This window comes from Nocardia sp. NBC_01377 (assembly GCF_045040005.1).
Lineage (GTDB): Bacteria > Actinomycetota > Actinomycetes > Mycobacteriales > Mycobacteriaceae > Nocardia > Nocardia noduli.
This window is the reverse complement of sequence record NZ_CP109566.1, coordinates 8,123,708-8,137,140: the sequence shown is the minus strand read 5'-3', so window position 1 is coordinate 8,137,140 and position 13,433 is coordinate 8,123,708. Positions and strand designations below refer to the sequence as shown.

General features: G+C 67.7%; 13 protein-coding genes and 1 tRNA gene. 7 read left to right on the top strand and 7 right to left on the bottom strand.

The window, feature by feature from the left end; translation table 11 throughout:
• Nucleotides 1-62: 62 nt before the first annotated feature.
• The 3 genes from purB to OG225_RS37480 all read right to left on the bottom strand — a co-directional run bounded on the left by purB (nucleotide 63) and on the right by OG225_RS37480 (nucleotide 3,536).
• Nucleotides 63-1,484 (bottom strand): adenylosuccinate lyase, encoded by a 1,422-nt coding sequence (purB, locus tag OG225_RS37490; RefSeq protein WP_405179417.1) that lies wholly within the window; start codon nucleotides 1,482-1,484, stop codon nucleotides 63-65.
• A 98-nt stretch (nucleotides 1,485-1,582) separates the two neighbouring features.
• Entirely contained in the window at nucleotides 1,583-2,212 is a 630-nt protein-coding gene (locus OG225_RS37485; RefSeq protein WP_109525204.1) for a TetR/AcrR family transcriptional regulator, read from the bottom strand.
• A gap of 154 nt (nucleotides 2,213-2,366) precedes the next feature.
• Nucleotides 2,367-3,536 (bottom strand): pyridoxal phosphate-dependent aminotransferase, encoded by a 1,170-nt coding sequence (locus tag OG225_RS37480; protein WP_405179416.1) that lies wholly within the window; start codon nucleotides 3,534-3,536, stop codon nucleotides 2,367-2,369.
• A gap of 110 nt (nucleotides 3,537-3,646) precedes the next feature.
• Between OG225_RS37480 and OG225_RS37475 the strand changes: the two genes are divergently transcribed.
• On the top strand, nucleotides 3,647-4,624 hold the full coding sequence (locus tag OG225_RS37475) for a M23 family metallopeptidase (protein ID WP_405179415.1): 978 nt from the start codon (nucleotides 3,647-3,649) through the stop codon (nucleotides 4,622-4,624).
• 278 nt (nucleotides 4,625-4,902) lie between these two features.
• Here OG225_RS37475 and purD read toward each other — a convergent pair whose 3' ends face one another.
• Nucleotides 4,903-6,177 carry a phosphoribosylamine--glycine ligase gene (gene purD / locus OG225_RS37470; RefSeq protein ID WP_405183497.1) on the bottom strand — a complete coding sequence of 425 codons (1,275 nt, stop codon included), beginning with the start codon at nucleotides 6,175-6,177 and terminating at the stop codon, nucleotides 4,903-4,905.
• Nucleotides 6,178-6,393: 216 nt separating this feature from the next.
• Between purD and OG225_RS37465 the strand changes: the two genes are divergently transcribed.
• Nucleotides 6,394-6,771 carry a PH domain-containing protein gene (locus tag OG225_RS37465; protein WP_405179414.1) on the top strand — a complete coding sequence of 126 codons (378 nt, stop codon included), beginning with the start codon at nucleotides 6,394-6,396 and terminating at the stop codon, nucleotides 6,769-6,771.
• Nucleotides 6,772-6,823: 52 nt separating this feature from the next.
• A complete protein-coding gene (locus OG225_RS37460) occupies nucleotides 6,824-7,249 on the top strand; it encodes an HIT family protein (protein ID WP_405179413.1) in 426 nt (141 codons plus the stop codon).
• 59 nt (nucleotides 7,250-7,308) lie between these two features.
• Here the strand turns inward: OG225_RS37460 and OG225_RS37455 are convergent.
• The 3 genes from OG225_RS37455 to OG225_RS37445 all read right to left on the bottom strand — a co-directional run bounded on the left by OG225_RS37455 (nucleotide 7,309) and on the right by OG225_RS37445 (nucleotide 8,770).
• A tRNA-Thr gene (locus OG225_RS37455) sits at nucleotides 7,309-7,380 on the bottom strand.
• A gap of 127 nt (nucleotides 7,381-7,507) precedes the next feature.
• Nucleotides 7,508-7,750, bottom strand: a complete 243-nt coding sequence (locus OG225_RS37450; RefSeq protein ID WP_011207082.1) for an MbtH family protein — start codon at nucleotides 7,748-7,750, stop codon at nucleotides 7,508-7,510.
• A 186-nt stretch (nucleotides 7,751-7,936) separates the two neighbouring features.
• Nucleotides 7,937-8,770, bottom strand: coding sequence for an alpha/beta fold hydrolase (locus OG225_RS37445; RefSeq protein WP_405179412.1), 834 nt, complete (start codon nucleotides 8,768-8,770; stop codon nucleotides 7,937-7,939).
• Between the two features lie 202 nt (nucleotides 8,771-8,972).
• Here OG225_RS37445 and OG225_RS37440 point away from each other — a divergent pair, with 202 nt between their 5' ends.
• The 4 genes from OG225_RS37440 (at nucleotide 8,973) to OG225_RS37425 (ending at nucleotide 13,229) form a co-directional block, all read left to right on the top strand.
• Nucleotides 8,973-9,143 carry a hypothetical protein gene (locus OG225_RS37440; RefSeq protein WP_169334866.1) on the top strand — a complete coding sequence of 57 codons (171 nt, stop codon included), beginning with the start codon at nucleotides 8,973-8,975 and terminating at the stop codon, nucleotides 9,141-9,143.
• A gap of 159 nt (nucleotides 9,144-9,302) precedes the next feature.
• Complete coding sequence (locus OG225_RS37435; protein ID WP_254190620.1) at nucleotides 9,303-10,874, top strand: trehalose-6-phosphate synthase; 1,572 nt, start codon at nucleotides 9,303-9,305, stop codon at nucleotides 10,872-10,874.
• A gap of 94 nt (nucleotides 10,875-10,968) precedes the next feature.
• The gene (locus tag OG225_RS37430; protein WP_405179411.1) at nucleotides 10,969-11,694 is read left to right on the top strand and encodes a response regulator transcription factor; all 726 of its coding nucleotides are present in this window, start codon (nucleotides 10,969-10,971) and stop codon (nucleotides 11,692-11,694) included.
• 95 nt (nucleotides 11,695-11,789) lie between these two features.
• A complete protein-coding gene (locus OG225_RS37425) occupies nucleotides 11,790-13,229 on the top strand; it encodes a sensor histidine kinase (RefSeq protein ID WP_405179410.1) in 1,440 nt (479 codons plus the stop codon).
• Nucleotides 13,230-13,433 lie beyond the last annotated feature (204 nt).

Genomic DNA, 13,433 nt, shown 5'->3' with positions numbered 1-13,433 from the left:
CCCTAACCCGGACCGCGCCGACGAGGCGTGGATGCGCCGTCGGCACGGAAACCGTGATGCCGCTAGAGAATCGGCGACGGGGTGTAGCGCGACGCCTCGGGGTAGCTGTCGACCAGTTTCTGCACGGTGGCGACCACCTCGCCGACCTGCGCGGACGCCGCGCCGATGAACGCCGATCGGTCGGCGAGCGCCGCGTCGAGTCCGGCGCGGTCCAGCGGAAAACGGGCGTCGGCGGCGAGACGATCCAGCAGATCGGGTTCGCGTCCCTGTTCCCGCATGGCCAACGCCACCGCCACCGCGTGTTCCTTGATGACCTCGTGCGCGGTCTCCCGGCCCACACCCGCGCGCACCGCCGCGATCAACATCCTGGTGGTGGCGAGGAACGGCAGGTAGCGGTCGAGTTCGCGGGAGATCACGGCCGGGTAGGCCCCGAATTCGGCGAGCACGGTCAGGAAGGTCTCCATCATGCCGTCGATCGCGAAGAAGGCGTCGGGCAGCGCGACGCGACGCACCACCGAACAGAAGACGTCACCCTCGTTCCATTGCGCGCCCGCGAGTTCGGCGGCCATCGAGGCATAGCCGCGCAGCACCACCTGAAGGCCGTTGACCCGCTCGCAGGAACGCGTGTTCATCTTGTGCGGCATCGCCGAACTACCGACCTGGCCGGGCTGGAAACCCTCGGTGACCAGCTCGTGCCCGGCCATCAGCCGGATCGTGTGCGCGAACGAGGACGGGCCCGCGCCCACTTGGACCAGCGCCGAGAGCACGTCGTGGTCGAGCGAGCGCGGATACACCTGACCGACGCTGGTCAGCACGGTCGCGAAACCGAGATGGCGGGCCACCTGATGTTCCAGGGCGGCCAATTTGTCCGCGTCGCCGTCGAGCAGATCGAGCATGTCCTGCGCGGTGCCCATCGGCCCCTTGATCCCGCGCAGCGGGTACCGGTCGACGAGTTCACGCACCCGGCTCAACGCGATCAGCAGTTCGTCGGCGGCCGAGGCGAAACGTTTGCCGAGTGTGGTGGCCTGAGCCGCGACATTGTGCGAACGCCCCGCCATCACCAGCGTCTGATACTCGGCGGCACGCTCGGCCAGCCTGGCGGCGATCGCCACACCGTGCGCGTGCACATGTTCGAGCGACAGCCGGATCTGCAATTGTTCGACGTTCTCGGTGAGGTCGCGGCTGGTCATGCCCTTGTGCACGTGTTCGTGCCCGGCCAGCGCGTTGAACTCCTCGATACGGGCTTTCACGTCGTGGCGGGTGACCCGCTCGCGCTCGGCGATCGAGGCCAGATCCACCTGGTCGACGACCCGCTCGTAATCGGCGACGACGCCGTCCGGGATCCCGACGCCGAGCTCGGACTGCGCACGCAGCACCTCGAGCCACAGCCGCCGCTCCAGCACGATCTTGTTCTCGGGGGACCAGAGGTGTACCAGCTGGGGGCTGGCGTACCTGGTGGCGAGGACGTTGGGAACCAGACTCACGATCGCACCTCGCTGACGCTCGGATCCTTCGCGCACATGCGCCCTGTCCCTACGGTTGGCTCCCCTGAGGATGACCCACTGCGCTCGCTCACGTGGCGTCAGTCTAGTGCCCGGAAGCGATCCACTTGCTGGGGCGTCGCCGGAGCGACGATATCGATGACTTCGAGCAGCGCGCCACGGGCCATCCGCCGCGGTTCCGGATCCATCTCGCTCAGCGCCGCCACCACCGCGCCGTCGACCACGGCGACGAGTCTGCGCAGCTGTTCGGGCCGGACCGTTCGGTCGGAGCGGCGGAGCACCTCGGCCAGGAGTTCGTCGAGTTGCGCGCGCAGGCGTAACTGCACGCCGCGGAGCTCGGGATGGCGCGCCGAAGCCACCGAGCGCTCGTAGCGAGCGATCAGCTGTCCGCGCGCGGCCTCGTCGGCGCCGATCAACAGATCGAGCACCAAGTCGACGGTCGCCTCGGCGCCACGCCGGCGATGACTCACTTCGCCGATGCGGCGGCGCATCGTGTCCAATTCGGCGTTGCCGCTGAATTCGACCGCACGCGCGATCAGATCCTCGAGGGACTCGAAATAGTAGGTCGTCGACGCGAGCGGCAAATCGGCCCGCGTCGCGACCGAACGATGCCGTACCGCATCGAATCCGCCTTCGAGTAACAACTCGGCGGCGGCCGCTACCAGAGCCTGGCGACGCCGTTCGCCTTTCGGGGTCGTCGCGGTTATCACCGTGCCATCGTGCCAGTCATCATCAGTTCATTCCGTGCGAAATCGTGAGGGGAAACCCAGCTACCGATTTTCTACCCCATCGGCACGCCCCGTGGGACGGTCTGTGGAAAGTTGTTGCAGTACTTGACCTTCGACTACCGGCATCGAGACCGCGTCAGTCGTCCAGATAACGGCCGAGTCGGGTCAACGCCTCTTCTATATCCGCGGTCGCTCCAGCAAATGAGAAGCGAACTGTTCGATGACCCGAGACGGTGTCGAAATCGATGCCGGGAGCGAGGGCGACACCGGTGTGCTCGAGCACTCGCGCGCACCACGCGAGCGAATCATCGGTCAGATGGCCGATATCGGCGTAGGCGTAGAACGCACCGTCCGCTGGGGCGAGATCGGTGATGCCCAGTTTCGGCAGTCCGTCCAGAAGTAGCCGACGGTTCGCCGCATAGCGTCGAACATGTCCGTCCAGTTCGGTTTTCGCGTCCGCGCCGAAGGCGTGCAACGCCGCGTACTGCGAAATCGCGGGCGGACACACCGTCATATTCGACGCGAGCCGCTGCAACGCCGGACGTAGATCGGCCGGGGCGAGCATCCAGCCCAGACGCCAGCCCGTCATCGAGAAATATTTCGACACCGAGCCGATCACCACGGACTCGCGCGAGGTCTCCCACGCCGAGGCGGTGCGGTCACCCGAGGCCGTCGTCTCGTAGGTGATGCCGTGATAGATCTCGTCGGAGATCAGCAGCGTCCCGTTCGCCTCGCACCAGCGAGCCAGCGCGGCGAGTTCGTCCGGGGCGATCATGGTCCCGGTCGGATTCGCCGGACTGGCCACGACCAGGCCCGCGGGCGGTTCGGACAGCGCCTCCAGCATCGCCACCGTCGGCTGGAACCGGGTCTGCGCGCCGCAGTCCAGTTCGACCACCCGGCAGCCGAGCGCGGCCAGACTGTTGCGATAGGCCGGATAACCGGGCCTGGCCACCACGACGGTGTCACCGGGGTCGAACGCCCCGAGGAAGAGGAGGGTGAACGCGCCGGACGATCCCGTCGTCACCACCACCTCGTCCGGATGGACCGGATGCCCGTAGGTCCGGCTGTGATGGTCCGCGATCGCCTCGCGCAACGGCAGAATACCGAAAGTCTCGGTATAGCCCAGTAATTCGGAATCTATGGCGACCTTCGTCGCCCGCAGCACCGGAGCGGGAGCGGGCGTCGAAGGCTGCCCGGCCGCCAGCACCAGCACGTCACCGTGTGTTCGCGCCCGCTGCGCGGCTGCCTTCCATACATCCATCACGTAGAAAGGTGGGATGTTCGACCGGCGAGATTCTCGAGACACGAGAGAGACGGTAGACCCTCGCACCCGGCGGCCCCTCGCCCGTGCCCGACGTGCCACACACCGTGCCCGCATCGTTTACCCAGCGGATCGACGAGGCTAGGGTCTGCGTAATGCTCGAAAAAGCTCGCCGCCTCGAGAAGGCTCGCCGCGTGGGGCTCGAACGAGTACGCGCCGTGGGCCGACCAGGCGTCATCGACCAGGATCGGCGCGCCGCACCGGCCCGGCTGCGAGCGATCGTCACCGGATCGTTGCGCCGAATCGAGACCCGACTACGCGAACTGCGTCACCGACCACGTCCCGACCTTCGCGAACTGTGGCAACGACAACGCGACCGCGACTACCGCGCCCTCCTGATCCGGCACCGGGTACTCCTCGCCGGAATGCTGACCGTCGCACTGTTCGCCACCGCCGACTCCCCCTTCACCTGGGGAGTCACCGAACGCACCCCCGGCCCGCAGGAAGCCCAGCGCGTCGCCTTCGCCTATCCCCAGCAATTCCAGTCGACCCCACCCTCCGTGCGGCGCTACCTCAACGCCATCGCCAACGGCGAACGCATCCGCGAACAAGCCGTCGTCGCGGCCGCCGCCCGCGCCACCCTCGAACGCGCCAGAGCCGAAGCGGCCGCCGCCGTCGCCGGTGAACGCCAGCCCTGGATGACCTCCGGCACCATCCCGCTGTCGCCCGGCTCGATCCTGCCCGGCGCGGGCGGATTCGTCCTACCCGCCATCGGCGCCTTCACCTCCGGATTCGGTTCCCGCTGGGGCACTTTCCACGCGGGCATCGATATCGCCGCCCCCATCGGCACCCCCATCCACGCCGTCGCCTCCGGCACCGTCATCGACGCGGGCCCCGCCCAGGGCTTCGGCCTGTGGGTACGCATCAGACACGACGACGGCACCATCACCGTCTACGGCCACATGTACGACTTCTTCGTCTCCGTCGGCGAACGCGTCCCGGCCGGTATGCAGATCGCCCGCATGGGCAACCGAGGCGACTCGACCGGCCCCCACCTGCACTTCGAGGTCATCCAACAGGGACAACACATCGACCCCGCGGCTTGGCTCGCCCAACGTGGGCTCGGGTTGTAATTCTGGCGGCGGTGATATTGGCCGCTGGCGCGGCGTGGTTCCTCGTAAGACTCGCTCCGGGCAGGGAGCGTTCAGCGGGGTGTCGCGGTCGGGGTACTGCCCTGCGGGGACGAGCTCGTCGTACCAGTTCAGAGGTAGTGGAGGCCGGTCCGGGTACCAGATCTGAACGGGGTGGGCGCGAACCGGAGCGCTCTGTAGGGCGCGCCGAGCGTGCACGTCGCAGTCGGGTCACTACCCCCGCCGGGACGAACTCGTTGATGTGAATGTGAGGGTTGGGGTTACCCGACCTGGATGCGGTCTTCGACGGCGGCCAGGCCGATGTCGGTGCGGTAGTGGCTGCCTGCGAGTTTGATTCTCGCGATGCGCTCGTAGGCGTTGACGCGAGCCTCGGTGAGGTCGGCGCCGACGCCGACGACGCTCAGTACACGGCCGCCTGCGGATACGAGCGCTCCGTCGGCGCGTGATTCGGTGCCCGCGTGCAGGACCGACGACGCGGTGTTCTGGGCGCTGTCCTCGGCGCCGGTGATGACGTCACCGATGCGGGGGCGGCCGGGGTAGTTCTCGGCGGCGACGACCACGGTGACGGCGGCGCCGTCGCGCCAGCGCGGGGGCGCGACATCGGCCAGGGTTCCGGTGGCGGTGGCGTTGAGGAGTTCGCCGAGGGGGCTCCCGAGCAGCGACAGCACAGCTTGGGTCTCGGGATCGCCGAAGCGGCAATTGAATTCGATGACGGCGGGGCCGTCGGCGCCGATCGCGAGACCGGCGTAGAGCAGTCCGGAGAAGGCGCTGCCGCGTCGGACGAGTTCGGCGGCGACCGGTTTCACGACATCGTCGACGATGGCGGTGACCGTTTCCTCCGGCAGCCAGGGCAGCGGGGTGTAGGCGCCCATGCCGCCGGTATTCGGTCCGGTGTCGCCGTCGCCGACGCGCTTGTGGTCCTGCGCGGGCAGCAGCGGCACCACGGTTTCGCCGTCGACCAGGCAGAACAGCGAGACTTCAGGGCCGTCGAGGAAGGTTTCGAACAGGACGGGATGACCGTTCTCCAGCAGCTCCGCGCCGTGGTCGCGGGCGGCGAGGCGGTCGTCGGTGACGACGACGCCCTTTCCGGCCGCCAGACCGTCGTCCTTGACGACCCAGGTGGGTCCGAAACGGTCGAGCGCGGCGTCGAGGTCGGCGGGGGTGTCGACGATCTCGCTGTGCGCGGTGCGCACACCGGCCGCGATCATCACATCCTTGGCGAACGCCTTGGAACCTTCGATCCTGGCGGCGTCGGCCGACGGCCCGAAACACGCGATCCCCGCAGCACGGACGGCATCGGCGACACCGAGCACCAGCGGCACTTCGGGTCCGATGACGACCAGATCCGCCTTCACCTCCACGGCCAGCGCGGCGACCGCCTCACCCGAGGACGGATCGACCGCGCGAGTCTGCGCGTGCTGGGCTATTCCTGCGTTGCCCGGGGCCGCGACCAGCGCGGTGACCGCGGGGTCCCTGCGGAGGGCCAGGACGAGGGCATGTTCACGGGCACCTGAGCCGATGACGAGTACGCGCACGGCCAACAGCTTATGTGTAGTCCTCCCCGCTCCGGGCCGGAGCCCGTTACCAGCGAATGACGAGCGATCGACGTTTCGGCGAACAACGCCACGACGCGGACGAAATCCGTTGTCGCCATTCACCCGTCGCGGCCCAGCGAAGAGGATGATGGCAAGTGGTGCGGGCCGAACGCCCGCATCATCCGCTGCCGGAGCAAGCCGAAGGATGGGCCAGCGATGGGTCTGATCGATGGACTGATGGGAAATGCCGGACGAATCGACCCGGCCCAGGCGCAACAGGAGTACGCGAAGCTACTCGGCAACGGCGAGCAGATCTATTCGGCGTATCTGCTGGTCCGCGACGCGATGCTCTTCACCAACCGCCGCCTGATCCTGGTCGACAAACAGGGTCTGTCCGGCCGCAAGGTCAGCTACCACAGCGTCCCGTACCGCTCCATCACGCATTTCGCGGTGGAGACCGCGGGCACCTTCGATCTGGATGCCGAGCTGGTCATCTGGATCGCCGGAAGCAACGAGCCCTTGCAGAAACGGTTCAACCGTCAGGTCGACATCTACGAGGTCCAGGGGATCCTGTCGCACTTCGTCGCGGTGTGACAGCGTCGCGGTGTGACAGCTGCGCGCCGAGGCGAGGTTGTAGCCTGCGCTCATGGCTTCTGTCTTCAGCGCGATCATCGCAGGCGACCTCCCCGGCCGATTCGTCTGGGAGGACGACGAATTCGTCGGTTTCCTGACCATCAACCCGATCACGCCGGGCCACACCCTCGTGGTCCCGCGCGCGGAAATCGATCAGTGGCAGGACATCGACGGCGAGGTCTTCACCCGCCTCAACCTGGTGGCCCAGAAGATCGGCAAAGCCGTGCGCGCGGCCTGGGGCGCACCCCGCGCGGGCCTGCTCATCGCCGGCCTCGAGGTCCCCCACCTCCACGTCCACGTCTTCCCCGCCTTCTCCATGGGCAATTTCGACATCTCCGGCGCCGACCCCACCCCCTCCCCCGAATCCCTGGACGAAGCCCAGTCCAAGATCAAGCAGGCCCTGCGCGACCTGGGCCACGGCGCGAACGTCCCCGCCTGAGCCGAACACGAAAAGGGTGGCCCGTCCGCACATGCGGAAAGACCACCCTTTTCATCGGGAGCCCCCTGTCAGGATTGAACTGACGACCTTTCGCTTACAAGGCGAGTGCTCTACCACTGAGCTAAGGAGGCGGAAGCGGTACCAATCGCGACCGGTTGCCCACTATAGCGGGGCACACCGGCCGTGCGACACCGAGATACGGTGCCGCACGGCTGGCGGCTGAATCAGCTTTCCCGGCGCAGTATCGGATACCGCGGTTCAGGACTGGGCGCCCTGACGGGCCGCGTCGTCGGCGGCCATCGCGTCCCGCAAGCTCTTCGGACGCATATCGGTCCAGTTCTTCTCGACGTACTCGACGCAGGCAGCGCGGCTGTCCTCGCCGAACACGACTCGCCATCCGGCCGGGACCTCCGCGAAGGCCGGCCACAGGGAATGCTGTTCCTCGTCGTTGACCAGGACGAAGAATCGACCGTCTTCGTCGTCGAAGGGGTTGGTGCTCAATTTCACCTCACTGGATACTGGCGCTGTGTACGGGATCGGCTCCTGAGACCGTCCGGCGCTGGGCCGTGCGGTACACGAGCCACGCCCCGGATGCTCCCCGAGCGTTGTGTCGACCCTAGCAAGGGAGACGCTACGCGTAGGTGGTTACCTCGTCCTGGGGTTCAACGGATCGGACCCGCGCCCGGTTCACCCGGCGAAGAACTCGAGCAGGATCTTGTTCACATCGTCCGGTTTCTCCAGGTAGCCGAAATGCCCGGCGTCGGGAATCTCCTGGTAGCGGGCACCGGGAATGGCCTCGGCGACCTCGCGGGAGAGGTAGGGCGGGATCATCCTGTCGTCGGCGAATCCGACCGAAAGGCATGGCACGGTGATGGCGCGGTAGGCCTGGACCCGGTCGAAATCGTGGTCCATCCGGCGCTGGGCGCGGATACCGGGGGTCACCGGACCGCCGGTGAACTCGAACAGATCCAGCCAGTCGCGCGCCGCGTTGGGCTGCGACATCGTCGCGGGCGACAGGTTCATCACGGCGGTGACGGCGGCCTCGTATTTGGCGGGTATCTTCACCCCGCTCGCGTCGAGTTCGTGTTCGCCGAGCGAGAGCGTCTTCTGGAACTGGTCGAGGCGGCCGTGGCCCGCCATGAATACGGCCTTGCGTACCAGATCCGGCCTGGCCAAAGCCAATTCCTGGGCCACGCGCGCGCCCATCGACGTGCCGACGACCAGTGCGGGGCCCTCGTCGAGCAATTCGATCAGCCCGGCGGTGTCGCCGACCAGCTGGTCGATCGTCATTCCCGACGGCGCTTCGTAGGACGGCGCGATACCCCGGTTGTCGAATGTGCACACCCGGTATCCGGCGGCGACGAGCGCGGGCACCTGGTGCAGTTCCCAGACTCGGCCGGGACTTCCGGTGCCCATGATCATCACGACGAGCGGCGCCCCGCCCTTGACGTCCGCGCCCTTGGCACGGTCACCCTTGACCTGGTAGTTGAGGGATATCCCGTTCACCGTGGCCAGCGGCATTGTCGACCCTTTCGTGGAGTTGGTGCTGACCGTCAGGAGCGACCTGCTTCCGGTCGCTACGGCCCCGTCACCACGGTATAGGCAGGGGTCCCGCAACGCACCGAGGCGGGTGCTCGAGGTATCGGGTGCGGCGTGCCCGCGCCCGCGCCATATACCATTGACTATTCGCACGTACGAGCGTAATGAGCCGGGAGGATTTGAGATGGCTGCGAAGGGCAGCGCGAACGATATCGCGGACGATGACCTGGAACCACTCGCCGATGAAACCGCCCGTCAGGCCCAGCGCGTCGTCGCCGCGTACGCGGAAGACGCCGACGAGTGCCGGATGTTGCTGTCGATGCTCGGCATCGGCCCCAACGGTCGAGGCGAGTAACCCCAACCCGCTCGACGACAACGGCGCCGTCGACGACACCCGACAACTCCAGACGGGATCAGCGATGCACACCATCCGGTGAGCGTCGGGGCCCGGAGGCGGTCGCTCGCTCAGCACCGCGAACGCCGCCGCTCGAATAAGGATGCGTGAGTGGACCAGATGACCGACCAGCCGTCCGACGACTCCGAGCTCGCTTCTCCCGACGATCGCACGACGACATCGGCGGATGTGGTGGAGCCGATCGAAACCGACGGGGCCGGTTCCGGTTTCGTCGTCGTGGCCAATCGGCTACCGGTGGATCTCGATCGACTACCCGATGGCTCGACCCGATGGAAACGCAGCCCGGGCGGCCTGGTCACCGCGTTGGAACCGGTGTTGCGCAACAACAAGGGGGCGTGGGTCGGCTGGGCGGGAGTTCCCGACGCCGACCTCGATCCGATCATCGAAGACGGCCTGGAACTGCATCCGGTCACGCTGTCGGCGCAGGAAGTCGCCGACTACTACGAAGGTTTCTCCAACGGCACGTTGTGGCCGCTCTATCACGACGTCATCGTGCGACCGACCTACGACCGCGCCTGGTGGGCCGCCTATGTCACGGTGAACAGGCGATTCGCCGAGGCCACGGCCAAGGTGGCCGCCGAGGGCGCGACGGTGTGGGTGCAGGACTACCAGCTGCAACTCGTTCCGAAGATGCTGCGCATGTTGCGCCCCGATCTGACCATCGGGTTCTTCTTGCACATCCCCTTCCCGCCGGTCGAGCTGTTCATGCAGATGCCGTGGCGGACCGAGATCATCGAGGGTCTGCTCGGCGCCGATCTGATCGGTTTCCACCTGCCCGGCGGCGCGCAGAACTTCCTGTATCTGGCACGCCGACTGGCGGGCCAGGCCACCTCGCGCGGCACCGTCGGTGTGCGCTCCAAGATGGGCGTCGTCCAGGTCGGATTCCGGACGGTGCGGGTCGGCGCGTTCCCGATCTCCATCTCCTCGGCCGAGATGGACGACAATTCCCGACGGCGGTCGGTGCGCGAGCGTGCCGCGAAAATCCGTGCGGAACTGGGGAATCCGAAGAACATCCTGCTCGGTGTCGACCGTCTCGACTACACCAAGGGCATCGATATCCGGCTCAACGCGCTGGAGGAATTGCTGGTCGACGGCCGGGTCGACCCCTCCGAGACGGTGATGGTGCAGTTGGCGACCCCGAGTCGCGAGCGTGTCGAGAGCTATATCCAGATGCGCGGGGATATCGAACGCCAGGTGGGCCGCATCAACGGCGAATTCGCCCGCGTCGGCTATCCGGTGGTGCACTACCTGCACCGTCCGATCCCGCGCGAGGAATTGCTCGCGTTCTTCGTCGCGGCCGACGTCATGCTGGTCACCCCGCTGCGCGACGGGATGAATCTGGTCGCCAAGGAGTACGTGGCGTGCCACAGCGGACTCAACGGCGCCCTGGTGCTGAGTGAGTTCACCGGGGCCGCAGCGGAATTGCGTCAGTCCTATCTGTGCAATCCGCACGATCTGGACAGCGTGAAGGACGCGATCGTCTCCGCGCTGGAGGACGACCGCGACACCAAGCGCCGCCGGATGCGGTCGCTGCGCCGCCAGGTGCTCGCCCACGACGTGGATCGCTGGGCCCGCGCCTTCCTGGAGGCCCTCGCCCAGGATCAGGTCGCCGGGAGCGCCCTGCTCACCGATGACGACACCTACCCGGAGTCGCGGACACCACGCCGCTGACAGCACGGCGCCGCTGACGCGGTGGGGGACGTTCACAGCAACCACCCAGGAAAGGTCCAGTGAGTTCCCAGTCCCCTACCGCAGGATGGAACACATGACCGGCGGGCCCACAGAACAGAAACCCGAGGCCAGGGTGCTGGTCGTGGACGACGAACCGATGATCGTCGAACTGCTGTCGGTGAGTCTGCGCTACCAGGGATTCGAGGTGGACACCGCGGCCGACGGCGCGCAGGCGTTGGACAAGGCGCGCGGTTTCCGACCGCAGGCGCTCATCGTCGACGTGATGATGCCGGGTATGGACGGATTCGGACTGTTGCGCCGGTTGCGCGCCGACGGTGTCGACGCACCGGTCCTGTTCCTCACCGCGCGCGACGAGGTGCAGGACAAGGTCGCGGGACTCACCCTCGGCGCCGACGACTACATCACCAAACCGTTCAGCCTCGAGGAAGTGGTGGCGCGGCTGCGCGTGGTCCTGCGCCGCGCTGGCCACGCCGCGCCCGCGCCGAAGAATTCGCGGCTGCGGTTCGAGGACATCGAACTCGACGACGACACGCACGAGGTCTGGAAGGCCGGTGAACCGGTCGCGTTGTCGCCCACCGAATTCACGCTGCTGCGCTATTTCATGGTCAACGCGGGCACCGTGCTGAGCAAACCGCGCATCCTGGATCATGTGTGGCGCTACGACTTCGGCGGCGAGGTCGGCGTGGTCGAGACCTACGTGTCCTATCTGCGCAAGAAGGTCGACACCGAGCAGCGCTTGATCCATACGCTGCGCGGCGTCGGCTATGTCATGCGCGCGGCCCGCCCGGCCGGGCAGTGAGCCGGACCGGTCCCGCACGACGCCCGCGCCGGGCGACAAGCGAACCGGCCCGCTCGGCGACGATCCTGCGGCGTGTCCGCGACAGGTTCGCCGCGGTGCCGCTTCGGGTCGCGCTCGTGCTCGCCCTGGTGGCGCTGTCCGGTCTCGGTCTGCTGATATCGGGCACGCTCGTCACCTCCGGACTCGAACAGTCGCTCACCAGCCGCACCGACCAGCAGTTGCGCGAGGGGGCACTGGAATGGTCGCGGCGGTTACGTCCGCCCGCGCCGATCGCGCAGCCGCCGGATTCGCGGCATCCGCCGAGCCAGTTCTACGTGAAGGCGCAGAGTACGGGCGACGCGGCCGGGATGGGCGCGGTGCAGATCTCGGTGCAGGCGTTCGGCGTCGACGCGGAGCCCGCGCTGCCCGCGATTCCGGACGCACTGCCCGCGAATACCCGCGCCGAGGTCACCGGACCGGCGACGGTGCCGTCGGTCGGGGATTCTCCCGTCCGGTGGCGGACGCTGTCGCTGCGCACCCAGGACGGCGTCACCACCGTCGCGCTGCCGCTGACCCAGAACAGCGATACCGTGCACCGGCTGGTCATCCTGCAATTGGCGGTCGGGGCGGCGGTGCTGGCCGTCCTCGCGGTGGCCGCGTATTTCGCGATCCGCCGCAGTCTGCGCCCGCTGCGCCGAGTCGAGAACATCGCCGCCGCCATCGCGCGCGGCGATCTGCACCGCCGGGTGCCGGTGCGCGGCACCAATACCGAGGTCGATCGGCTGTCGCGGTCGCTCAACGGCATGCTGGCCCAGATCCAGTCGGCGTTCAAGGCGACCGAGGCGTCCGAAGCGGCGGCCAGGCAGTCCGAGGCGAATATGCGGCGCTTCGTCGCCGACGCCAGTCACGAATTGCGCACGCCGCTCACGACGATCCGCGGCTTCGCCGAACTCTACCGACAGGGCGCCACCACCGATCCCGCGCTGTTCATGGCGCGGATCGAAACCGAGGCGCAGCGGATGGGTCTGCTGGTCGAGGATCTGCTGATGCTGGCCCGTCTGGACGCCCAGCGTCCGCTCGAACGCGGCCAGGTGGATCTGCTCGCGCTCGCCAGCGACGCCGTGCACAACGCCCGCGCGGTCGCCGCCGCTGCCGCACCGGAGAACCCCAGGCCCATCGCCTTGGAAATCCGTTCCGGGGAAGGCACATTGGAGATCGAGGGCGACTCCGAGCGGTTACGTCAGGTGCTGGGCAACCTCCTGAACAACGCCCTCACCCACACCCCGCCCGACGCGGCGGTCACCGTGCGTCTGACCCCTCGAAAGCACGACGTCCGTCTGGAAGTCGCCGACACCGGCCCCGGCCTGCCCGAAGACGAGGCCGCGCGCGTATTCGAACGCTTCTACCGCACCGACACCTCGCGCACGCGTGCCAGCGGTGGCACCGGCCTGGGCCTGTCCATCGTGCAGGCGCTGGTCAGCGCGCACGGCGGGACGGTCACGGTCGACAGCGTGGTGGGCAAGGGCACGACCTTCACCGTCACCCTGCCGCGCTGAGGACCGATCAACGCGGGCCCTTCGAGCCCCCAGCGTCCGACACCCACCTACCCGCCACGAGTCCTACCAGCAGCCTTGTCCACCACCGAGCGATCGACACCCACCCCGCCCGGCGCGAGCCCTACGAGCACCCCGGTCACAACCCCGTCCCGCGTCCGAACGCAATCGGTCATCGACCGGTGTGGCGCCGTGATCAACACCAAG

Bases quoted from the DNA above. Each gene is read 5' to 3' on its own strand.
- OG225_RS37475 (WP_405179415.1), top strand. From the start codon at position 3,647: ATGCTCGAAAAAGCTCGCCGCCTCGAGAAGGCTCGCCGCGTGGGGCTC.
- OG225_RS37465 (WP_405179414.1), top strand. From the start codon at position 6,394: ATGGGTCTGATCGATGGACTGATGGGAAATGCCGGACGAATCGACCCG.
- OG225_RS37460 (WP_405179413.1), top strand. From the start codon at position 6,824: ATGGCTTCTGTCTTCAGCGCGATCATCGCAGGCGACCTCCCCGGCCGA.
- OG225_RS37445 (WP_405179412.1), bottom strand. From the start codon at position 8,770: ATGCCGCTGGCCACGGTGAACGGGATATCCCTCAACTACCAGGTCAAG.
- OG225_RS37440 (WP_169334866.1), top strand. From the start codon at position 8,973: ATGGCTGCGAAGGGCAGCGCGAACGATATCGCGGACGATGACCTGGAA.
- OG225_RS37435 (WP_254190620.1), top strand. From the start codon at position 9,303: ATGACCGACCAGCCGTCCGACGACTCCGAGCTCGCTTCTCCCGACGAT.
- OG225_RS37430 (WP_405179411.1), top strand. From the start codon at position 10,969: ATGACCGGCGGGCCCACAGAACAGAAACCCGAGGCCAGGGTGCTGGTC.